We start from the raw sequence: 23,125 nt of genomic DNA on the forward strand, positions 1-23,125 counted from the left end.
AGGAATGTGTGATAGATGACGAGTGATACCATACAAGATTTAGAAGGGCTAAAAGCCATAGGGAAAGTAGTAGGACATACCATCGCCGAGATGAAAAAGAAAGTAACTCCAGGTATGACAACAGCTGAGCTTGATAAGATTGGAGCTGAAATTCTAGCGGAATTCGGAGCATCTTCAGCCCCAATGATAACGTATAATTTTCCAGGCAGCACCTGCATCAGTGTGAATGAAGAGGTTGCTCATGGGATTCCTGGTCCTAGAGTGATTAATGCTGGTGATTTGATCAATATTGATGTATCTGCTGAACTGAATGGTTATTATGGGGACGCCGGAGTTTCGTTTCAATTACCACCTTATAATGATGACATTCTTCGTCTATGCCAGAGTGCAGAGGAAACTATGATGAGCGTGATCAATCATCTGAGAGCAGGGATGAAGGTCAATGAGATTGGCAGAATGATGGAACTCGAAGCTCGGAAACGCGGCTATAGAGTGGTACGTAATCTGTGCAGCCACGGGATTGGCAAATCACTCCATGAGAAGCCTTTTGAAATCTTACCTTTCTACAATCCAAGAGTGACTACAGTGTTAAAAGAGGGACAGGTGATTACGGTTGAACCCTTCCTTTCTACTGGAGCAGATTACGTGGAGCAGCAGTCGGATGGATGGACACTGAGTGTTGTAGACAATGGCCGGGTAGCACAGTTTGAACATACGATTATTGTGACTAAAGGTGAGCCTATTATCCTAACCAAGCCATAAAGAGGAGAGTGCGAAATTGAAAATCGCCTTTATACTTTTTGACGGGATTACGTTCTTAGATTTTGCGGGGTTCTATGATGTTATTTATCGATTGGGGCAATTTGAAATCGGCAAAAATTTGTCTTGGGATATATGTGCAGCGTCGGAGGAAGTGACGGATGAGTTAGGTTTCACAGTTAAAGCTGGAAAAGTGCTGCCAGAGCTTTCGGAGTATGACATGGTATTTGTACCCGGAGGGATGGGGACACGGAAACTTCGTTATGATGAAGGTTTTGTCTCGTGGATTGCTGGCGCTCACAATGTTCCTTATAAGGTATCCGTCTGCACCGGCTCACTGCTGCTTGGGGCTGCGGGGCTACTAGGAGGGAAAAAAGCTACTACCCATCCATCTGCCTATGAATTACTAAAACCTTACTGTGAAGAAGTTGTGGAGTCCCGTATTGTGCATGATGGTAATGTGATTACAGGTGGTGGAGTTTCTACTTCCATTGATCTGGGGTTATATCTGATTTCATACTTGGCTGGAGAAGCAGCGATGAATTCGGTAAAAAAGCAGATTGATTATCCATACGAGATGCAGGGGATTGTTAGAATCTGAAGTTAAATCAGCAGAAAAAATACACAACAGGAGGGGTACGATGAGCGAGCGACTGCCCTGCCAAACCGCAGATTGTAAGGCAAGTATTCTTCCTGCAACTGCTTTAAAAACAGGTGGGATTTGCATGCCATGTCATCAGAGGAAGATTGCTCTGGAGAAACAGGCGTTTATTGAACAGAATCGAAAAGATGTTGATTTGTATGCAGGCGTGAATGATCCGGTTGAAATTCTTAAAATCATGCATAAACCGCGGAAGTACAATCCGCTTGAACACGAAATCCCCTTCCACAAAACCGCGCAAGAATTGTATCATAAACTGACTGGAAGCGAACGGGAGCGATTGGAGACTTACGCGATTGCATTGCTGGAAGAAGATGATTTTGACCAGGCTGAAACCATTCTGCTGTCGCTTGCATGTTTTTCAAGTGCGCATATTGAGCGGGGGCTGGAGGCCTTTTTTCGCAAAGGGAAGTATTATCCTGGCATTCTCTATAAGGATGCAGGTCAGGATATCCGCGATAAGCTCATTCATCAATTGGAGTTCGATTCAGCTAACCGTAATCACTTGCTGCTTGCTCTCGCCTGGATTGGCGATGAAGTGGTTGTTCGGTTATTCGAGATATGGCGGCAGCATCCGCCGAGATGGGCATCGGAGTTAAATGTGTCTCCGGAAACCTATGCCCATGAAGCAGGGTGGGAGTTAGATTTCGATGGCGGGAAACGGCTGCTTTTTTACCCCGAGAGTTATCATTTTAAAGTATGTGGTGAAGGAAAAGAAGGGATAGATCGAGCTCCTTTGACGGTAACGGCATTGCAAGCAGGTGAACAATCCTGCCCTTGGTGTGGCAGTAAATTGACAGTCCTATTTGATTACAACTTGCAGAACCCGCTTTTTCAATTTATGAAGCTGTCTGGTCAACGGTTAAGGATTGCAGCTTGTATACACTGTAATTGTTATGGCACCGTGTTTATGAATGTAGATCTTGATGGCAGGTACTCGTGGAGTGAATATAATGCCGTTCCTGATTTTTTGCCTGAAAATGAAGATATGGAGCAATTCTCATGGCATGTCATGCAGCTATCAGAACGTCAGATGGGAGCCTATGATAATGCGTATTGGATGCTAGAGGCGCCTGCGTCGAAGATAGGAGGACATCCGACCTGGATTCAGGATGCAGAATATCCTGAGTGCCCTTGCTGTTCGATGACGATGAAGTTTATTGCGCAAATGGACATGGAACAGGCCGAGGACAGCGAGGGGATTTATTATGCATTTCTGTGTGAGGCTTGTCTGAAGGTAGCGGTGAATTACCAGCAGTCATAAGTAGTTTTACATGCATTTAACATGCCACATATGCTCAAGTGATATAACAGAAGGAACTAGGTGAAAAGGTGGCTGTTAGATGAAACTAAGTAAAGAGGAAAAATCATGGATTTTATATGACTGTGGAAATTCGGCTTATTCGATGGCGGTTACAACGGCTTTACTGCCTATTGTATTTGGGATGTTTTCAAATGTTAACAACAGCATGGATTTGGGTTATTTTAATTCCATAGCGAGTATTCTGGTGGCCATCCTTAGCCCGATTTTAGGGACGATGGCAGATTATAAGGATAAGAAAAAACGCTTCTTCATATTTTTCTCATTAATCGGCGTAATAGCTACAGCTTCGCTGGCTTTCGTTGCACCTGCGAGTGGGCAGTGGCAGTTATTGATTGTATTTTATATTTTGTCAGTCATAGGATTTGCCGGGGCCAATATTTTTTATGATTCTTTTCTGGTGGATGTAACCACGGATGAAAGGATGGATAAGGTATCCTCAAAAGGGTTTGCTTTTGGATATATCGCCAGCGTTATTCCATTCGGTATCAGCCTACTGCTGATTCTGTTTATGGGGATGGATAAATCAATCGGCTATCAGATTGGATTTATAATCACTGCCCTTTGGTGGGGACTGCTGACCATGCCTATGATCAAGGATGTGCAGCAAAGATATTACATAGAACCTGAACCCAAACCGATCATTAATAGCTTTAAAAGACTGGGAGACACGTTTAAAAATGTCAGACAGCATAAAGTAGTATTTGTATTCTTGATCGCCTACTTTCTCTATATTGATGGGGTAGATACGATTATTAAAATGGTAGTGCCATATGCCACATCGGTACTGGGTGCTGATGCTTTTGATACCTTTACTTTACTGGGGATCTTATTAGTTATCCAAATCATCGCATTTCCGTGTGCTATCCTGTACGGTAATCTTGCCAAAAAATACTCAGCTAGAACGATGATCATCGTGGGGATTTTTACATATATCATTTCTTGTATCGCGGCTTACTTTATTACTTCAGTGTGGCATATATTTATTCTGGGAGCGCTAATTGGATCTGCCCAGGGAGGGATTCAAGCGCTCAGCAGATCTTATTATGCGAAGATTATTCCGAAGGAAAAATCCAATGAATTCTTTGGCTTTTACAATATCTTTGGCAAGTTTGCGGCGATTGTGGGTCCTGCTATAATGTCATTAACAACTACCCTAACAGGCAACGCTAAATTTAGTATTTTAGCGATTATCCCACTATTCATTATTGGATTCTTCGTATTTATAACTTTACCAAAAGAGAAGCTTGAACAAGATGAACCGAAGGGACTTATCCTATGAAGTCAAGCAAAGAACAAATGGCAATGGCCAAACATCTGATTGTCATCTCTTACGATGCCTTTTCAGAAGACCAATGGGAAATGGCCAGCCGTCTTCCAAACCTATCGAAATTGATTAAGAACGGAGCGCATAGTAATCAATTAAAAAGTGTATATCCCACGCTCACTTATGTGGTACACACTACGATAGCAACCGGTGTATATCCAGATAAGCATGGTATCCACCATAACAATCCATTTCAGCCGTTTGTGAAGGAAAAGGAGCAAAGCTGGTTCTGGTTCAGAAATGCGATAAAGGTGCCCACGATTTATGATGCTGCGCGCGAGCATAACATGAGTACCGCAGGAATCCTCTGGCCGGTATCAGGGAAATCCTCAATCCAATATAATATCCCTGAAATCAGAGCCATCAACAACGAAAATCAGGCACTGAAGGTGTTAAAAAGCGGGAGCCCGTTATATTGCATTGAAATGGAGCTGAAATATGGACGGCTTCGAAAAGGGATTGAACAGCCTTATCTGGATGACTTCACGACAAAGTGTGCGATAGAAACGATTAAGCGTAAAAAGCCTAATCTTCTTATGATGCATTTGATTGATCTGGATGACGCCAAGCATGTCTACGGCACTGACAGCGATGAAGTGAAGCGGGTAATGACACGTATGGATAAGCGGTTAGGTGATATTATACAAGCAGTGGATGAAGCCGGGATAAAGGATGACACGGTTTTTTTAGTTTTGGGTGACCATGGCCAGTTCAATGTTCGGTACAAAGTGCATTTGAACAACCTTTTGCAGGAAAAAGGGTTGATCTATGAAGAGAACGGCGAAATGAAGTGGAGAGCTTACTTTCAGTGTGGGGGCGGATCCGCTTATCTGCATATTAAAGTAGGTGATGAAGAAGCTGAACAATTAGCGTTAGCTGTTATTCAGGAATATATGGATGATGACGCTTCAGGTATAGAGGAAATGTATACTAGAGAGCGGCTGAATCAACTTCATGTGGGCCCATCTACTAAATATATGCTTGAAGCTAGGAGAGGCTATTGTTTCGATGAGAGTATGGATGAACCTACGATTGTTGATTTGGACAAACAAGGGATTAAATATGCTACGCATGGCTACTCTCCCGATAAAGAGGATTATAGATGCAACTTGGTGATCTCAGGGAATAAGGTGAAAAGTGATTTTCCCATAGGGGATCTCAAAATGGTAGATATAGCTCCTACGATGGCAAAGATTTTAGGGATTGATTTTAATCCTTGTGACGGAAGACCTTTAGATGAAATTTTCATTTACTAAAGCAAGCTGTGAGAAAAGCATTCATAATTACTAGATAACGCGTTGGTAGAGAAGAGCCGTACTCTTGCCAGCGCGTTATTTGTTTACCTAGGAGGAGAGCTTGTGCTTGGTATAGATTGAATATATATAAAGTCGGAATACTTACGGGAGCTATATCCATATACAATGGAATTAAAATGGAGTAAGAGGAGAATTGGATATGGATGCTGATATTAGACAAAAAATTCTAAATAAAAATGACAGACTTATTAGTATGGTTATTGAACGTGCTAAGAGAGATTTTCCTGATGACATTGCAATCATTGGGCTTACAGGTTCTTTCAGTACCGGAGATTTTCATGAAAAAAGCGATCTTGATCTAATTATAATTAATAACACGGCCCAAGGCTGGGGGATATCTTCGTGTTTTATTCTGGAGGATGTTGGATACGACATCTATTGTACGCCATGGGAAACAAGGATAGAAGATCAAGCGAACCTAGAGAGCCCAATGATTTCGTGTCTGATAGATTTAGAGCTGTTATATTGTGCGAAACCCGAATATTTGGAAAAGCTAAATTTATATAAACAGAGAGCTCTCGATGCTTTGGCAAAGCCTATAGGGAGTGAATGTATTAGTAGAGCGAAAAAGAATATAGTCATAGCAAAACAAGAATATACGAATACATTACTTTCTGAAGATATCGGAGCAGTGAGGTATGCTTCATGTGAAGTTGTATACAATTTGGTAAATGCTCTAACACATTTGAACAATACCTATTTTAAAAGGGGACTTAAGAGATATCTGGAGGAAATAGCTACGTATCGTTATGTTCCTGATGATTTTGAAAATATATATATGGCTGTGATCGATGCGAAGACAATTATTGAAATCAGAAGTGCATCATATAGATTTTTAGAAAGCGTCAATGATTTATATAATAAAATGTATAAGGATTTTGTGATTCAGCCTGTCCCTACCTATGATAATCTTGGTGGCACCTTTGAGGAATTATGGTGTAATTGCCGCAATAAGGTTATAGCAAGTGTGGAATTAAATGATAAATCTTATACTTATTATGCAGCCATGGGCATACAAAATTTTCTTGATGAAATGACAGAATCAAGGGGAACGAAAAAGTTTGATATTATGCAGTATTTTGATTCAGATCATCTGCATTTATTTAAAGAGCAGTTCCTGCAGGTCATGGATGAATATCTTGAAGAATATAATAAGGTGGGAAGGAAAGTTGAACGATACGATACTTTTGAGGAATTATATAACGAATACATGAAGGTGTGATAGAGAAGATTACCAGATTACGAATTTTCGTAGTCTGGTTTTTTATTTTTTTGTGGAACGATAAAATTATTTTAAGTCAGATGGGTAAAATAAACGATCATTATACTAGTGATGTCCGATTTGCCAAAGTAGTGAAAATTGTTATAGACTATTTTTTATCGGCTTTTGTCCAGTGGATGTTTTTCACTTGCAGTGATATAAAAAACTAATTTGAAGTGGGGAAATGGAATGCATGGAATAAGACAGCATCAAAAATCAAATAAGCTGAAGATATTTTCAAAAGTCATATTAATTATTATAGGGGCACTTATAACTTCATATGGCCTGGAATCCGTATTAATACCTAACAATGTTTCAGATGGTGGTGTAACAGGCCTAAGTATCGTTGGCTCACAGCTGTTTGGATTACCACTAGGGCTGCTAATTGTTATAATTAACATCCCTTTTGTTTGGTTAGGATATAAGCAAATTGGTAAAAGCTTTGCTATTTATTCCATTATCGGTATTGCCTCACTAGCCATTGGTACAAGCCTAATGCACCATGTGCCAACGATTATTGAAGGAGATACATTATTAATTACTGTTGTAGGCGGGATTATCATCGGTTTTGGTATGGGTTTAGCGTTACGTAATGGTGGGGCGTTAGATGGGATCGACATGTTGGCTGTATTGCTTTCACGAAAAATACCTTTTGGGACAAGTGATCTAATCTTATTCCTAAACATGTTTGTCTTTATTGTTGTTTCAACTGCATTTGGGCTACAAGGGGCGATTCTATCCGCACTTGCTTATTTTATTGCTTCTAAAGTGATACATATCGTTGAGGAAGGTTTGAGCGGATCTAAAACTTTCAAAATCATCACCGTTCAACCGGAAATTATGGTGGAAACGATTCGTGACCGATTGGGACGTGGGGCAACCTATACCGATGCATACGGTGGTTACTCTAATGAACAATTCAAAGAAATTACCTGTGTAATTAACCGTCTGGAAGAAAGCAAAATCAAGGAAATCATTCATGAAATTGACCCTAACGCTTTTGTCGTAGTATATGATGTAGCAGAAGTTAAGGGCGGTAATTTCAAAAAGCATAATATTCACTAATTACGATCCTGAAGTGCATCTCCTTAAGTGTTTGACAAATGCATAAAATGTAACTATTATTGTTGCATCTGATTAATGCACTTGTTGCTAGCCGGGTAGTATGGCAAAAGGAGAGATTTATAGTGAACATCAGCACCCGTTTTGCGGTAGCCATTCATATATTAACGTTAATCGACAGTAATAAAGAGGGTAAAAGTACCTCGGAGTGGATAGCTGGTAGTGTGAACACCAACCCTGTAGTTATCCGCCGGCTAACTAGTATGTTGCAAAAAGCAGGACTGGTAACGGCCCGCCCCGGAGTCGCAGGAGCCTCACTTTCACGTAGTAGCGCTGAGATTACACTACTTCAGATTTATAAGGCAGTAAACGCGGTGGAGGAGGATTCGTTGTTCTCGGTTCATGAGCACCCTAACCCGGATTGTCCAGTCGGCAAAAATATAGCCAGCGCCATTGTGCCGGTATTCTCGCTCGCGCAAAAGGCGATGGAGAATGTCCTTCAGGAGGTTACTTTGGAGCAGATTGTGAATGAAATGCCTGAAATATAACCACTCCATATCGCAACGTAGAATGAAGACCACAACATGTGCTAACGTGATTGTGGTCTTTTTTTATTGGAAACATATCAAGAGGCTCCGAATGGCTCGGGTCAGGAGAGTAGTGACTTAAAGAAGGGAAGTAGAGCGTAATCATAGAATCTGTATTTAGAAGGCATAAAACAGATAATACTTCATATAGGGAAACTCTAATATGCTGAAGTAGAAAATGAACGGAGGATTTACAGTGGAACAAATCGCATTAATCTCAGATATTCATGGAAATATCCCGGCTTTGACAGCCGTATTAGAGGATATTAAGCAGCGTGGAATTAGCAGGATATTTTGCCTAGGTGATATTGTTGGTAAAGGACCAAATTCAGATCTAGCCGTTGATATCATTAAGAACAATTGTGAAATCAGTGTTATGGGAAACTGGGATGATTTAATGAATCAGGATGTTGATTTTGAAATGGCCCGGTGGAGTCGGAATTTGTTAGGGAAAGACCGCCTCGCTTATTTAGGTACATTACCGTTCTCGATTGAGTTTATGATGAGTGGTAAGTTTATCCGATTATTTCATGCCTCACCGCGAAGCTACTATGAACGGATTCAGCCTTGGGACGATTATGAGAAGCGGTTGTCTATGTTTGGTTGTTCTGATCTCTGCCAGGAGAAGCGACAAGCGGATATCGTAGGTTATGGGGACATTCACAATGCTTTTATACAACATTTAGAAGGGAAGACTTTATTTAATGTTGGCAGTGTGGGGAATCCTCTAGATATCACTCAGGCATCTTATGTGATTTTGGAGGGGGAGTATGGAGGCCTGACAACAGCGTCTTTGAATATACAATTTGTAAGAGTTCCTTATGATATTGAGTTAGCCATTCAACAAGCCATAGATGCAGTTATGCCAGCTACAGAGCCCTATATTCGAGAGCTTAGAACTGCGCAGTATAGAGGGAATGTACGGTGATAGATATTGAACGGTCGAATTGCAACGCTAATTCACAACATCAAAAAGTAACGGAGGGAACGAATTGAAGCTTAGTCATGTATTTGAGCAATTCCCTACTTTGGAAACCGAACAACTAACACTGAAAAAAATTGAAGTTAGTAACCTTGAAGAGGTATTTGGAATTTATAGCAATGATCAAGTGTTTGAGTACTGCGGAATTATTCCGAAACATAATAAAGATACAGTAAAGAATATGATCGGACATTTCGAACGTGATTTTAATAAAGGGTTAAGAGTGAAGTGGGGAATTTTCCGTAAAAATAATCCGTACATACTGCTAGGTATCATCGAAGCTATGGATTTTAATCAAAAAGTGGATATGGTCACGATTGGTTATTTTTTGGCGGAGTCTTATTGGGGGAAAGGGATTGCAACTCAGGCCGTTGAAATGGTGAAAAAATATTTATTTGAGACGGCAGAGGTCAATCGAATCCAAGCTGAAGTCATGCCTTTTAATGAGCGGTCCAAGCGGGTCCTTTTGAAAAGTGGCTTTCTGAAAGAGGGGACGTTAAGACAAGCCCATGTATGGTCAGGTAAAGGACTCATTGATTTGGAGATTTACAGCATTCTTGCTGAGGAATATGGAAAGGGAGAAAACAGATCCTAGTGAAAGTAGGGGAGATTATGGGGACTATCGTGGTAATCGGTGGGGGAGAGCTAATCGATTTAGAAACGCTTGAAATGGATCGTGAAGTTGTGAAGTTAACCCAGAAAGTTAATCCGAAAGCGTTATTTATTCCAACAGCTAGTAGTGATGCACCAGGTTATTGTGATACGTTCAACAAAGTGTACGGCGAGATTCTAGGATGTGAAACAAGTCATTTATTGCTTGTGAGCCAAACCTATACCCATGAAGAAATCGCAGAGTTAATTATATCCGCTGATCTGATTTATGTTGGTGGTGGTAATACCCGAAAGATGCTGGAGATTTGGAAAAATACCGGCGTAGATGCTCTTCTAAAAGAAGCGTACAACTCGGGGACTATTTTGGCAGGGCTGAGTGCAGGTTCCATTTGCTGGTTTGAATATGGGCATAGTGACTCTGAAGCGTTCGACGACCAAGGGAACTGGCAGTATATTAAGCTTGAAGCGATGGGGATTCTGCCAGGTATTCATTGTCCACATTATAATGAGGATATTCGGGTTGAGGATTTTTCGCGTATGGTAAAAGACGGAGGTTTGCTCGGAATCGCAGTGGATAATAACTGTGCCATCATCTACAAGGATAATGAATATAAGGTGATATCAACCAGAGAAGAAGCTAAAGCCTACCGTGTGATGGACTCGGAGCGAGGTGTTGTAGTTACGCAAATCCAAGAACACCCAAGCTACAGACCACTTCATGAAGTGTATGGTGGAGGTGATCAATGAAGTCTAATCAAATCTCAATTATCGTGGCGAGTCTTATTCTAGGGATTTCATTTATTATTGGATGTTCAATAACTAATGGCGATAAAGAGTTGGAAGTTGATCAAGACCAGACTCCATCCATAGTAACGGCAGATAAGCTTTTGATGGATATTAAAGAGACGGCCTTATACTTAAATCTGACTGAAGATCAAGTGATGAATATTATTAAAACGGAGCATGAGAATTTAAGTAGATCGGGCATTTTTCAAGGAACTATGTTTCCTTATATCAGAGTTGGTAATGAATATCTTTTTAACAAAGACTTATTAACAACATGGGTTTCGGATGCTTCCTTAAATAGGAGGGTTTATCTAAACCGACAAACGAAATAAGGTTTAACTCGGATAAGGAAGGTGCTCTTTATTAAACTACTGTTTGTCTGCAGCCAGAATCGCTGGCGAAGTCTAACTGCGGAGAAGATATTTCAAGGAATTGATGGTCATGAAGTGAGATCTGCTGGGACAGAGGATCATGCCAGAATCAAACTTACTGAGGGGCATGTGGGCTGGGCAGATGTTATTTTTGTGATGGAGAAGAAGCATGTTCGAAGAATTCAAGATAAATTCAGAGACGGTGTAATCGGCAAAAGAATAATTTGTTTGAATATATCAGATGATTATAAGTATATGGATGAAGATTTAATTGGACTTCTTGAATCCAGTGTATCTGAATATTTACAGGAATGGCACTCCTAAGGATGAAGTGTTCTTATGAATCATGTTTGGCTGTGAATCAGTCAGCATGATTTTTTTGTTGGTAATTGACAAACATATAGAAGGTAACTATACTAAAGATAGTTAATTTGTAACTGATCAAGTTACAGGAATAGTGGGAGGAAACATAATGACAACTAAAACAACACTTCATCCGGACGTAGAGATTGGTCTGGTACAAATTAGAGTAAGTAATTTAGAGCGTTCGCTAACCTTTTATCAGAACGTGGTGGGGTTAAGTGTCTTGCGACAATCTGGCCGTGAGGTGGAAATGACTGCTGACGGTCAAAATGTGTTATTGATTCTGCGGGAGATTGAGAATGCAAAGGTTCTACGTCCGAACTCAGTGGCTGGATTGTATCATTTTGCTATCCTTGTTCCGGATCGTCCTAGCTTGGGACTCGTTGTACGCAATTTGATCGCGTCGGGAATTGAAGTGGGTCAGGGAGATCATTTGGTGAGTGAAGCACTGTATATTCAGGACCCGGATAACAACGGAATCGAAATTTATAGAGATCGTCCTAGGGATACATGGAAGTATGATGCGGAAGGGCATGTAATGATGACAACGGACCCAGTGGATGTAGATGGTTTGTTGGCGGCTTCTGAAGGTTTACAATGGAACGGGCTGCCAGCTGGAACGGTGATCGGACATGTACACTTTCATGTTGGTAATTTAACTAAGGCGAAGGAGTTCTACGTTGGTTTGCTTGGTTTTGATCTAGTAGCTAATTATGGCAGTGCGGCAATGTTTATCTCAGCAGGTGGGTATCATCACCACATTGGATTGAATATATGGGCAGGGCAAGGCGCACCTGTGGCACCTGCTGATGCAGTAGGAATTGATTATTTCACCTTACTTCTTCCGAATGAAGAGGAGCGTACGTCTGTAGTGGAGCGTGTTAAGCAGGCGGGTTACACCGTTGTTGAAGAGAATGGAGCCCCTACATTCAAAGATCCATGGAACATTGGAATCAGACTTATAGTGAAAAGTCATACGAAATAACTAATCACCAACAGAATTCACCTTTTTCTGGATAGAATGAACTATCCATTTTTGTCCATTTATTTTATAATATTTGGAAAAAGATGGGCGGAAGGGTGAAGGTTGTTGGAATCATTCAAAATGGCGTATGTGATCCTTTGTCACAAAAATCCTGAGCAGATCAATATGCTAATCGATAGTTTAACTAATGACTCCGTAGAGTTTTTCCTACATGTCGATCAGAAGAGTGGTATTGAAGCTGATATTACTCACCGTAACGATATTCATTTTGTCAAAGAGCCTATTGATGTACGGTGGGGACATTACAGTCAGATTGAATGTGTTTTGAAGTGTTTTGCGCTGATCAAAAAACATGGGAAATTCAATTATATCCACATCATAAGTGGTCAGGATCTGCCCTTAGCTTCCAACGAAGTTATTCTTGATTTCTTTAAGAAGAATCAGGGGGACGAATTTGTAAAGTATCAGCAATTACCGAATACTTCTGAAACGTGGGGATGTTATGAGAGGGTGTCGGTTTATTATCCTAGATTCCTGATCTCAAGAACCAGGCGTATGGCTGCCATTAGGATGAGGTATATTAAAGCAGTAATGAACGTTCCATTCTTGCAAAGAAGGTTGGGTGTTCTGCCAAAATCGCTGTATAAAGGCTCTAACTGGATGTCTATTACAGGTGAATGTATGGAATACATCATGGAGTTTACTTCTACGTCTCCAGAGTATGTTAGATTTTTTAAGAAGACATTATGTGGAGATGAAATCTTCTTCCATACGATTATTTTGAATAGTGGGTTTAAGAACAATGTACGGAGTGAAATTAAGAGGTATACAGACTGGGGAACAGGACCGGATTATCCAAGAACACTAACGATAGAAGATTATGACCGGATCACTCGTACGGGTACAGAATGCTTTTGGGGGAGAAAGTTTGATCTCGATATCGACAGAAGCATCGTTCAGGATCTCCTTGATATAAATACTAAAGTAAAAACATCGTAAACATATACAGGAGGAAATAATATGAAAATCGCAGTTGTAGGAGCAAGTGGAAAAGCCGGAAGCCGAATCACTCAGGAAGCGCTAGATAGAGGCCATGAAGTTACAGCCATTGTACGGGATGCATCGAAAGTTGCAAATCGTAAGGCAAAGGTCATCGAAAAGGATGTATTTGCACTTACCGCTGAAGATTTGAAGGGTTTTGATGTTGTTGTGAATGCTTTTGGAGCACCATTTGGACAAGAGCATCTGCATGTGGATGCCGGAAATGTGCTTATTGAAGCATTAAAGGATGCCCCTAATACAAGATTGATTGTAGTTGGAGGTGCGGGAAGTTTATATGTAGATGAAGCTAAGACGCTTAAAGTGGTAGATACCCCTGATTTCCCTGACTTTATCAAGCCAACGGCTACGAATCAAGGGAAGAACCTGGAGATCCTGCAAGGTACAGACTCGCTGTCTTGGACCTTCGTTAGTCCATCCGCTAATTTTGCAATTGGGACAAGAACGGGTTCTTATGTGAAAGGCAAAGATCATCTGCTTGTGAATTCCAAAGGTGAGAGCTATGTCAGCTATGAAGATTATGCGATTGCTATTGTAGATGAAATTGAACAGCCGCAGCATATTCGTGAACGGTTTACAGTTGTTTCGGAATCATAAGTGAGTATAACGAGTAAGGACTATATATAAAAAGAAAGCAGAGCCAGATAAGGGCTCTGCTTTCTTGCATCAGTCTATTCTCTTGCTTCCGCAATTTCAGCAATCCGTTTGTTTGCGTGTCCGCGATAAATTCCGCCATGATAGCAAATGACCGTTTCAATCTCATACTCGGCGAACTTTGTCAGAGAGATTAAAGCTTGCTTCATGTCAGGCGTTGCCGAAGGAGTGGGGCCGTGCAGTTCACCGCCTTGAACGGTAAGAGCATCCGCGGCAATTAGCGTACGGCTATCGTGATGGTATAGACTCAGATGTCCAGGGCTATGTCCTGGTGTATGGATAATCGTAATTCCACCGGCAAGAGGCAGTATTTCCCCATCCACTACGGTTCGATCTACTCTTCCTTTAGGGGGATGAGATAACACGGATAGGAAAGCGCGGCGCCATTCCTCTGGTACATGAGGGGGGATCATGGCTTCTACCGCAGCTAAAGCTTCAGGGGTGTGTTTAAGGAGCATTCGCTCTCCTTCAATATAAGGCTGCTCGATTTGGTGAGCCAGAACTGTCAGTTCTAGACATTCTTCTGACAGTAAATCAGGTAAGCTCCCGATGTGATCTAGATCTTGATGTGTGATGATTACGGTGCGCAGTTGTTCCCAAGGCAAGTGGGTTTCTTTTAGAGCTTCTTTGAATTTTGGGAGCAGGCCCGGAAATCCAGTGTCTACGAGTACAGCAGAATTTTGATCCCAGAGCAGCGTGGGGTAAATCGTGTCACTCCCGCCCATAACCTGTGCTGTAATCTCTAACATTTCTATTCCACTAGCAATATGCATAAGATCCCTCCATGATTAATGATAAGAGCGATGCCGTTAGGCTAATGCATATAATACCTAAAATAAAATGTGATTTCAACAGAGTAATTTATTATTATAACATAAATAAATATTTTTGTCAATATATATCTGATGTATTTTTTGTGTAATTTCTAGGGGACATTATTGATGAGAACTTCTATTTCTATATTTTTCACTTGCCCGAAGCTTTACGATATAATAACCAAATAAAAAAGGGAGTTGATGTGGTTTGGAGACTTTTCTAGTTGTACTCGTTCTACTGGGCCTTATCGCAACTTCCAACATCATAAACCGATTTATTCCCTTTGTGCCAATACCGTTAATTCAAATTGGTCTGGGTGTAATGGTTGTGTTAATGCCTTTGGGAATACATATGACATTGGAACCAGAGCTGTTTTTCGTATTGTTTATTGCACCGCTTTTGTTCAATGATGGGAAACGGACGCCAAGAAATGAATTATGGAACTTACGGGGTCCGATATTAATGCTAGCGCTGGGATTGGTTTTTGCTACGGTGCTTATTGCTGGATATTCGATAAACTGGATGATTCCAACGATCCCGCTAGCAGCTGCATTTGCTCTGGCAGCGATCTTGTCACCTACAGATGCGGTCGCGGTCAGCGCAATCGCTGGAAGAGTGCATCTTCCTAAGAGTATTCACCGCATTCTAGAGGGCGAATCATTAATGAATGATGCTTCCGGGCTTGTTGCCTTTAACTTTGCCATTGCTGCAGCAGTTACGGGTATGTTTTCTTTACCGAAAGCCTCCATTAGCTTTGTAGTTATAGCTGCAGGCGGGTTGATCGTTGGGGCATTATTGGCTTTTCTTCTGATTCGGCTAAGCGTAATTATTCGCAGACTGGGGATGGAGGATATCACAGTGCATGTGCTGCTGCAAATCCTAACTCCTTTTATTATTTATTTGATCAGTGAAGAGATAGGTGTATCTGGCATTTTGGCAGTGGTTGCAGGGGGGATTATTCATGCGGTTGAGAAGGACCGTGCCGTATCTCCGCAGTATAAGCTACAACTGGTATCCGCTAGTACATGGTCTGTTCTGCTCTATATATTGAATGGCCTAGTCTTCGTTATTCTTGGCTTATCTATTCCAGACGTTATTGAAGTGATCTACCGTGATACGGCCGTGGATAATCTTATAGTTGTAGGTTATGTATTAGCCATTACTATGCTGCTGTTTGTACTACGGTTTGTATGGGTGTATGTGTTCTCTTTAGTAGGATCTCGTCTGCGAAAAATGGAGAAATCATCTGTTAAGTCACTATTAATCCTCACGATTTCAGGAGTGCGTGGAGCGGTTACCTTAGCCGGTGCGTTCTCGATTCCCTTTTTTCTTGGGGATGGATCACCATTTCCTGAGCGTGATTTAATCATCTTTATCGCCGCAGGTGTTATTCTAATGTCGCTGCTGATCGCTAGTATCTTTTTGCCAATTCTAGCAGGTAAAGAAGAGCCAGTTGCCGAATCAGGTGAGACAGGAGCCGAGCAGGCCGCCAAGTCTAAAGTTATTGCTGCCGGTTTAACCATGCTGCAAAGTATGATGACAGAAGAAAGTAAGGAATCCGCACAACCGGCTTTGAGTGAATTTAGAGAAAAGGTTTATAGTCTAAACCGTGAGGACCAATCGAATGATCCAGCACTCGAGAACTTCCGCCGACTGGGTGTTGAAGCGAGGATTGTGGGTCTGCAAGCTGAACGTAAAGAACTGAACCGATTGCTAGAGAACAATGAGATTCCCGCATCAGTGGCTCAGAAGCTGGGAGAATTCTTGGATCATAGTGAGGTCTTTCTAGCCAGAAGTCTAAATTCACAAATCAGAATATCGATTACCGAGATTAGACGGCTGTTTGCGGGAATGTTCTCAGGACAGAATGAAGGGGAAGCTAGCCAACAAATGCTGCAACAGGCTGAGTGTGCTAGAGAAGCAAAAATTGCAATGGCCCGTGCTGCTATAGCTGCTATTAATGTCAGTAAGAATGAGAACAACCGAAGTGCAGCCGAGAAGGTTGCATGCAGTTATGAGCAGTTAATTTCTCGTCTGGAGCAAGGGAAAGGCTGGACAAAGGATGGTCTTGTTGATGATCAAAAGCTTGAAATGAAGCTGAAAGCCATTCAAGAGCAGCGGGATAAGGTGCAGCAAATGTATCAGGATGGAACCATTAACCGCAAGCTAGCCGGTAAATTACGCAAGTTCGTAGATCATTTAGAGACATCGATTTGGGAGGATTAGCTGTGCTGAACACCACGGTATCTTTTCACACGGAGCTATTAAGCTCGGATGCAATATTTGAAACCAGCTTATGTGAGTAAAAGAACAGGACAGCATGCATTGGGCTTTATTCGCCAGCTATCAGAAAATTTTAGGGGGAATCCAGATATGAAACTTGCGGAAGCGTTAGTGAACCGAAGTGATCTAACCCGTAAAATCGCGCAGCTAAAGCAGCGGCTGGAGCGAGTCGTTAAAGTTCAAGAGGGTGAGGAGCCGGCTGAACAACCTGAAGCTCTTTTGCAGGAGTTAGAAAGAGCTGTGAATGAACAGACGATTTTGATCCGAGCGATCAATCGAACGAATTCATCCGTAGCCTTCAATGAGAATTGGAGTATCGCTGATGCACTAGCGGAACGGGATAAAATGCTACAGCTACGCAAGCTGTTTAGCGATTTGCTTGAACAGGCTTCCATTACGCAGGATCGTTACAGTCGCTCGGAGGTTCGTTTTCAAAGAACGGTAGATGTCGCTCAGATTCAGAAGCAGATGGATGAGTTGTCCAAGTCTTACCGTGAGTTGGATTTTAAGATTCAGGAGAAGAACTGGACGGTATCCTTAATTACACCATAGTAAGATTTACCACAGCAGCAGGTAACTGATCTTCATAAAGGTGAACGCAACCCGCCAACAGGGAAAGTTGGAAAATTGACGGATGCCGGGCCATATCTGACCAAATTATTATTTAGCCCCGTACTGTTACAAATGTATAGTGTACCTATTAATGTAACTACCAAGCGTTGATTTATGGAAGAACAGTGAGGGCGGGGACGGGGATATTTTTGCTGTGGTTTAGCTTTTTCATAACATGAAGTGGCTCTATTAGGATAGGTATATTCGTCATATATAATGTGAAAAAATGTCGAATAATGTTGAATTAAATAGATTGAAATTTGCATGAACGGCCTGTTTTGCCTATATTAACGCTTATTATCCTGTATAATTTACGAATACGCAGATTACTTAACCGCTGTTCAATTCTTAAGTTGATTATTCAGGGTGAGCGTGTGATTCACTGGTTTGGAATTCTTGGCCCTTGTCTCCTCATTCATTCTACTATTCCTTTTTATGAGAGAGAGAAGTGACAAATGACCATGAAATCAATTGCCTGGGTAACCGACAGTACAAGTATCATAGATCCGGAGTTCGCTAAGAATAATCATGTATATATTATTCCGTTAAGGATTATTATCAACAACGAATGTTATAAAGAGAATATAGATATTACGATCGATGACTTCTATGAGAAAATGCGCCAGCATGAAAAGGTAGGTAGCTCGCAGCCTCCAATCGGTGAGTTTATTGAGCTATACGAACGGTTGAAAGAAGAATACGATGAAATTATTGCTGTACATCTTTCTTCAGAGCTCAGTGGCACTTACAATGCTTCGATGCAAGGCGCCGAAATAGCGGAGGCCAATGTAATTGGAATTGATGCCAAGGTTGGCGCTTATCCTATCCGAGAAATGATCATGCGCGGTATACATTGGCAGAAGAAGGGTCTTTCTGGACTAGAAATTAAAGCGAAGATTGAAAATATTATTCAGAATATGTCCTTTTACTTAATTCCTGCAAGCTTGACACAGCTTCATCGCAGTGGACGTGTTTCTGGATCACAATTTGTACTTAGCCAATTGCTGCGTATAAACTTGCTGCTTCGTTTTGACGAAGGGAAGGTCGTTGTTGTGGAGAAAATCCGTACAATGAAGAAAACGCAACAGGCGCTTTTGGAGATATTTAAACAGGATGTAGGGCTTGTTAGTGATGTATGTATCATGCATTCAAATAATTTAGAGATGGCACTCAAGCTAGAAGAGGACATAAAAGCAATGGCGCCTGACTTACGAACTGAGATTATGACCTATATTCCTGCTGTGGCTGTTCATGCGGGTGAGGGTACTGTAGGGCTGTCCTGGATCAAGAACACTAGCATCAATAGTATTCATCCGGGTGCTGCGCCTTTAGCCTTCCCTGAAGTGTTATTTGCATAGAGATGAACAAAGAAATCGCCCCTTGGGAGATGGATGGGTGACCACCATTGTACCAACGGGCGATTTCTTTTTTTGAAGTAGGATGCTGTTATTTGATTGCACGACGACGGAACATTTGTCCCATTACATCACTTAGCACGAGTCCAGCTGCAATGGCTCCAGAGAGCATTAATGCCCGTACAGCGATTTCTACGGCCAGAGTATAGTCCTCTTCCACAAATTTACGCATAGCATCGTAAGCGAGACCACCCGGAACAAGCGGGATAATACCACCTACACTAAAAATAATAACCGGCATTTTGAAGGATCGCGCAAAAAATTGGCTGACGATGCCCACTATTACACTAGCTGCAAACGTAGCTACAACAGGCCCGAACTCTACATTAAGAAGCACATACACCATCCAGCCCACCATTCCGGCAAAACCACACTGTAGTAGTGAGCGCTTAGGCGCATTAAATAGAATACAGAAGGTTGCCGCGGCGATAAAACTGGTTATAAGTTGCAAAATCATGAAGGGCTAACCTCTTTCACATGGATATTAAAATAGTGATAGTACAAGCCCGATACCTGTACCGATCGCAAATGCAGTTAGAAAGGCATCGGCTCCCTTGGATATGCCTGAGACCAGATGACCGGCCATCAGATCACGAACGGCATTAGTAATGAGTAGTCCGGGTACTAGAGGCATAACGGAGCCGATAATGATTTTGTCCATCTCTTGACCTATCCCCAGCTTTACAGAACAGAAGGCTAGAAGTCCGATCAGGAAGGAAGCAGAAAACTCTGCAAAGAATTTAGTCTGCACTAAACGATGCAGATAGATGACCGCAGCGAAGCCTAGTCCGGAAATCGGCAAGGCGGGGAGAGCATCCCACAAACTGCCTTTAAACATAACGGTGAAGCAAGCACCAGTAAGGGCGGCTGCTAAGATCTGCAGCCATACGGGATAGACAGGTGAGGCTTCATCGACTTCTCCTAATTTTGCACGAGCTTCCTCAGCTGTAATCTGACGTTCGCTTAAACGCCGAGAAATGTCATTGACCTCCGATACCTTCTGCAGATCTGTTGTTCGCTCCGCAATTCTGTATAACTTAACAGGTTCTATTCTATTTGTGGTGAACATAATAACGGTTGGCGTCACATAGCTATGTGCTCCTGGGAACCCGAGGGATCCTGCCATTCGTGTCATCGTATCTTCAACTCTGGATGTTTCTGCACCATTCTGCAGCATGATCTTGCCAGCAAGAAGACAGAGATCAACGATTTCATAATACGTAGTGTTAGTGTTGCTCGTGCTATCCAACTTCTCCGGTCCTCCTCTGGAATGTGATTATCTATGTTTACATATTTCGATTGTCGCTTCATCTACGTGAAAATAACAATCCCAATATAGCATTATAAACGATATGGTGTGTATTTTAATATAGTTTTTATTTATAGTGTCCGCCGATCTTTCCAGATCTGTCCTTAAGCTGCCCGGCATCTGTAAAAGAAGCTGCTCGCCCAATGATCGTCTCCCCATATTTATTCTTGAGGGCATCGGTCGCACGTTCGAGTTCACGATAGCGAGGGCGAGACTCAAATAGGGTTAGCTGGTACTGGCTTTCGTCAGATAGATTGGACAGGTTTAAGTGGACTCTACGCACAGGCTGACCGTCCCAGTGGAGCTTGAAGAGAGAGAGAGCTGCCTCATATACCAGCAGGGTGGCATTCGTAGGATCGCTCATTGTAGTCTGTCTTGAGAAGCCTGTGGGGTCATCAAAGCTGGCACCTTGGCAGCCGATAGACACGACTGCACCATTCACTTTCAATTTGCGGCAACGTCTACATACAAGCTCAGATAGCTCAAGAATGATGGTCTTAATATCTTGCAGCTTATAGTAATCCCGGGGCAGCGTCATTTGGTGCCCGACACTCTTGGGTGCGACTTCATAGGTGCTTGGGCTCACAGGGCTGTCATCGATGCCATTGGCTATCCGCCAATATAGCTCGGCGTCGATATCACATTTTTTGTGAAATTTCTCCCGCATGCGCCATTTTAGCTCGCTTAGCGGCATCTGTGCCAAATGACCAATCGTCGTAATACCCATACTTTGGAAATGGGCGGACATGCGGCGACCTACCATGAACAGCTCGCTAATGGGGAGAGGCCAGAGCACATTCGGAAGCTCCTCGTGAGCGAGGGTGAATATACCATCCGCGTTCTTCTTGGCCCACAGGTCGCAAGCCATTTTGGCGGTAACCTTGGAATATCCTATGCCGATGCGCGCACGCACACCTGTGTTTCTACGAATTAGATCCTGAATGGCGGTAGCGATCTCCCTTGGACTGCCAAATAAGCTGAGGCTACCGCTGACATCAATAAACTGTTCATCGATAGAATAGGGCTCTACCTGGTCGCTAAACTTACGTAGAATATCTGTGATTTGAGAGGAGACATCGATATATTGCTGCATATGTGGTCTGACCACGATGACTTCGGGGCATTTTGCCAGCGCTTCCTTCAACGTCTCAGCGGTAGTAATGCCATAGGATTTGGCTATAGGGCAGGCAGCCAGCACAATACCGCTCCGTCTAGCTGGGTCTCCAGCAACGATCAGCGGCTTATTGCTGTACTGCGGATTAGAGGCTTTTTCCACGGAGGCATAGAAGCTTTGGCAATCAGATAGCATAATGACACGCTCTTTATTCATAGGTTCACACGCTCCAGGTGAGGTAGAGATACCTTATATTTTTTCTCCTTATTATAATACGAACATACGATCGTGTGTATTCGTATTTATTTCCATTTATTTCGTCTCAAGTGTGCATAGACCCGTAGCCACGCCCCCAGAGATAATTGTGAGGATGGAGTGGAAGAAGGTTTCCTTGGAAATCAGGAGTCCCCCCGCGCCGATAATCATAAAGTCGGTCAAAAAAATGATGAATCCAAGGTTCAGCGGGACATACCTTTTTATAAATTGAGCGAGCAGATCGGTGCCCCCCGTACTTGCTTTAAACCGCAGCATAATTCCAAGTCCCGTTCCCATCAAAAAACCGCCAATAATGGCGCTAGAAATGGAACCAAACTCAAAATAATATAGAAAGTGATATTGGAAAGGACCGAGAAGCTCGATCAGAAATGATGAGATCAATAGGCCGAGTACACTGTTGTAAAAGATATCGCGTTCCTTTAACCAAGCGAGCAGAAAGATAGGAAAGCTGCAGAGAATTATAGCTACGCCAATTTTAGCGTCGGATAAATAATTAATAATGAGGGCTATCCCTATTATTCCCCCATCCAGGATTTTATATGGTACGAGAAAAAAATTAGTTCCCGCAGCAACGAGTAAGCTTCCTAAAAGAATGATAAGGTATCTTAATGGCCGCATATTTAACATCTCCACATTAAAGGCATGTCTATAAATATGCTTGTCACTTCCAAAAAATTGCAGTTGAACAAAAAAAACTGATTATGAATCAGGGTTAAAAAGTCTTATATTACATAGTGTGTGAGGGATAGGGGGTTCCTACCACTCAAAAGAATCCAATTAACTAGCGAGACAGACATCATACGGACTCAGGAGACCTAGACCTGCCATTTCTATCGATTCTTACGCTCTGGTTCTCATGCCTTAATTCTCACACCTTTAATACTCACTCAACCATTCCATCCACGCCGTTCACCAAACCACAGAAAACCTGCAAAAGTACAGTATTTTCCATGCTTAAGGGCTCAAAGCTACTTTTGAAACGAAAATTACTGCAGATTTGCAGGAATCAGTGCTGTAGCGATCCTTTCATCTTAGAAAAATGTACTTTTGCAGGTTTTTTCGCCATATCGAGTGTTTGGGCAATTGAAGTTCCCTTATTCGTGGGCAATATCTCCTTACGTGAGAACCTCTATGCTGTTAGCGCAGAAACAAATTTAAGGTTTAGGATAGCTGGGATTTACGCTTTATTGTATG

Annotated in this window: 24 protein-coding genes; 19 read left to right on the forward strand and 5 right to left on the reverse strand. The window is 42.1% G+C overall.

From position 1 onward, the window contains the following. Window positions 1–15 precede the first annotated feature (15 nt). The 16 genes from map (at window position 16) to MKY52_RS24125 (ending at window position 14,049) form a co-directional block, all read left to right on the forward strand. Window positions 16–762 carry a type I methionyl aminopeptidase gene (gene map / locus MKY52_RS24050; protein ID WP_076299489.1) on the forward strand — a complete coding sequence of 249 codons (747 nt, stop codon included), beginning with the start codon at window positions 16–18 and terminating at the stop codon, window positions 760–762. A gap of 16 nt (window positions 763–778) precedes the next feature. After that, entirely contained in the window at window positions 779–1,360 is a 582-nt protein-coding gene (locus MKY52_RS24055) for a DJ-1/PfpI family protein (protein ID WP_341054001.1), read from the forward strand. Window positions 1,361–1,400: 40 nt separating this feature from the next. Beyond that, window positions 1,401–2,684 (forward strand): DUF1963 domain-containing protein, encoded by a 1,284-nt coding sequence (locus MKY52_RS24060; RefSeq protein WP_341054002.1) that lies wholly within the window; start codon window positions 1,401–1,403, stop codon window positions 2,682–2,684. 79 nt (window positions 2,685–2,763) lie between these two features. Next, window positions 2,764–4,023, forward strand: coding sequence for an MFS transporter (locus MKY52_RS24065; RefSeq protein ID WP_341054003.1), 1,260 nt, complete (start codon window positions 2,764–2,766; stop codon window positions 4,021–4,023). Beyond that, window positions 4,020–5,324: an alkaline phosphatase family protein gene (locus MKY52_RS24070; RefSeq protein ID WP_341054005.1), complete on the forward strand. Its 1,305-nt coding sequence runs from the start codon at window positions 4,020–4,022 to the stop codon at window positions 5,322–5,324. Before MKY52_RS24065 ends, MKY52_RS24070 begins: the two co-directional genes overlap by 4 nt. 199 nt (window positions 5,325–5,523) lie before the next feature. Beyond that, window positions 5,524–6,606, forward strand: a complete 1,083-nt coding sequence (locus tag MKY52_RS24075) for a nucleotidyltransferase domain-containing protein (RefSeq protein WP_341054006.1) — start codon at window positions 5,524–5,526, stop codon at window positions 6,604–6,606. Between the two features lie 228 nt (window positions 6,607–6,834). Further along, window positions 6,835–7,710, forward strand: coding sequence for a YitT family protein (locus tag MKY52_RS24080; RefSeq protein WP_179085712.1), 876 nt, complete (start codon window positions 6,835–6,837; stop codon window positions 7,708–7,710). Window positions 7,711–7,832: 122 nt separating this feature from the next. Beyond that, window positions 7,833–8,255: an Rrf2 family transcriptional regulator gene (locus MKY52_RS24085; protein ID WP_042187235.1), complete on the forward strand. Its 423-nt coding sequence runs from the start codon at window positions 7,833–7,835 to the stop codon at window positions 8,253–8,255. Window positions 8,256–8,490: 235 nt separating this feature from the next. Next, on the forward strand, window positions 8,491–9,222 hold the full coding sequence (locus MKY52_RS24090; RefSeq protein WP_341054009.1) for a metallophosphoesterase family protein: 732 nt from the start codon (window positions 8,491–8,493) through the stop codon (window positions 9,220–9,222). 64 nt (window positions 9,223–9,286) lie between these two features. Next, window positions 9,287–9,871, forward strand: coding sequence for a GNAT family N-acetyltransferase (locus MKY52_RS24095; RefSeq protein ID WP_076299485.1), 585 nt, complete (start codon window positions 9,287–9,289; stop codon window positions 9,869–9,871). Between the two features lie 17 nt (window positions 9,872–9,888). Continuing rightward, window positions 9,889–10,635, forward strand: coding sequence for a Type 1 glutamine amidotransferase-like domain-containing protein (locus MKY52_RS24100; protein WP_341054010.1), 747 nt, complete (start codon window positions 9,889–9,891; stop codon window positions 10,633–10,635). Next, a complete protein-coding gene (locus MKY52_RS24105; RefSeq protein WP_341054012.1) occupies window positions 10,632–11,006 on the forward strand; it encodes a DNA-binding protein in 375 nt (124 codons plus the stop codon). Before MKY52_RS24100 ends, MKY52_RS24105 begins: the two co-directional genes overlap by 4 nt. Before the next feature lie 30 nt (window positions 11,007–11,036). Next, on the forward strand, window positions 11,037–11,369 hold the full coding sequence (locus MKY52_RS24110) for a low molecular weight protein tyrosine phosphatase family protein (RefSeq protein WP_341055616.1): 333 nt from the start codon (window positions 11,037–11,039) through the stop codon (window positions 11,367–11,369). 148 nt (window positions 11,370–11,517) lie between these two features. Further along, entirely contained in the window at window positions 11,518–12,393 is an 876-nt protein-coding gene (locus MKY52_RS24115) for a VOC family protein (protein WP_076282982.1), read from the forward strand. Window positions 12,394–12,498: 105 nt separating this feature from the next. Next, the gene (locus tag MKY52_RS24120) at window positions 12,499–13,392 is read left to right on the forward strand and encodes a beta-1,6-N-acetylglucosaminyltransferase (RefSeq protein ID WP_341054014.1); all 894 of its coding nucleotides are present in this window, start codon (window positions 12,499–12,501) and stop codon (window positions 13,390–13,392) included. A 21-nt stretch (window positions 13,393–13,413) separates the two neighbouring features. Then, window positions 13,414–14,049 (forward strand): NAD(P)-dependent oxidoreductase, encoded by a 636-nt coding sequence (locus tag MKY52_RS24125; RefSeq protein WP_042187246.1) that lies wholly within the window; start codon window positions 13,414–13,416, stop codon window positions 14,047–14,049. A gap of 74 nt (window positions 14,050–14,123) precedes the next feature. On the opposite strand, the gene MKY52_RS24130 is transcribed toward MKY52_RS24125, so the two are convergent. After that, complete coding sequence (locus MKY52_RS24130; RefSeq protein WP_341054016.1) at window positions 14,124–14,879, reverse strand: MBL fold metallo-hydrolase; 756 nt, start codon at window positions 14,877–14,879, stop codon at window positions 14,124–14,126. Window positions 14,880–15,129: 250 nt separating this feature from the next. On the opposite strand from MKY52_RS24130, the gene MKY52_RS24135 reads away from it, so the two are divergent. The 3 genes from MKY52_RS24135 to MKY52_RS24145 all read left to right on the forward strand — a co-directional run bounded on the left by MKY52_RS24135 (window position 15,130) and on the right by MKY52_RS24145 (window position 19,175). Beyond that, the gene (locus MKY52_RS24135) at window positions 15,130–17,148 is read left to right on the forward strand and encodes a Na+/H+ antiporter (RefSeq protein WP_341054019.1); all 2,019 of its coding nucleotides are present in this window, start codon (window positions 15,130–15,132) and stop codon (window positions 17,146–17,148) included. A 147-nt stretch (window positions 17,149–17,295) separates the two neighbouring features. Continuing rightward, entirely contained in the window at window positions 17,296–17,757 is a 462-nt protein-coding gene (locus MKY52_RS24140) for a DIP1984 family protein (RefSeq protein ID WP_341054020.1), read from the forward strand. Window positions 17,758–18,272: 515 nt separating this feature from the next. Continuing rightward, window positions 18,273–19,175, forward strand: coding sequence for a DegV family protein (locus MKY52_RS24145; protein ID WP_341054021.1), 903 nt, complete (start codon window positions 18,273–18,275; stop codon window positions 19,173–19,175). An 88-nt stretch (window positions 19,176–19,263) separates the two neighbouring features. Here MKY52_RS24145 and MKY52_RS24150 read toward each other — a convergent pair whose 3' ends face one another. The 4 genes from MKY52_RS24150 to MKY52_RS24165 all read right to left on the reverse strand — a co-directional run bounded on the left by MKY52_RS24150 (window position 19,264) and on the right by MKY52_RS24165 (window position 22,558). After that, window positions 19,264–19,689 (reverse strand): threonine/serine exporter family protein, encoded by a 426-nt coding sequence (locus MKY52_RS24150; protein ID WP_341054022.1) that lies wholly within the window; start codon window positions 19,687–19,689, stop codon window positions 19,264–19,266. Window positions 19,690–19,716: 27 nt separating this feature from the next. After that, the gene (locus MKY52_RS24155) at window positions 19,717–20,481 is read right to left on the reverse strand and encodes a threonine/serine exporter family protein (protein ID WP_042187254.1); all 765 of its coding nucleotides are present in this window, start codon (window positions 20,479–20,481) and stop codon (window positions 19,717–19,719) included. A gap of 127 nt (window positions 20,482–20,608) precedes the next feature. Then, entirely contained in the window at window positions 20,609–21,871 is a 1,263-nt protein-coding gene (locus MKY52_RS24160) for a DNA polymerase IV (protein WP_341054024.1), read from the reverse strand. 96 nt (window positions 21,872–21,967) lie between these two features. Then, window positions 21,968–22,558 carry a YitT family protein gene (locus MKY52_RS24165; RefSeq protein ID WP_076283375.1) on the reverse strand — a complete coding sequence of 197 codons (591 nt, stop codon included), beginning with the start codon at window positions 22,556–22,558 and terminating at the stop codon, window positions 21,968–21,970. Between the last annotated feature and the right edge of the window lie 567 nt (window positions 22,559–23,125).

Origin of the sequence: Paenibacillus sp. FSL P4-0184 (genome assembly GCF_038004625.1) — a bacterium.
GTDB lineage: Bacteria > Bacillota > Bacilli > Paenibacillales > Paenibacillaceae > Paenibacillus_AQ.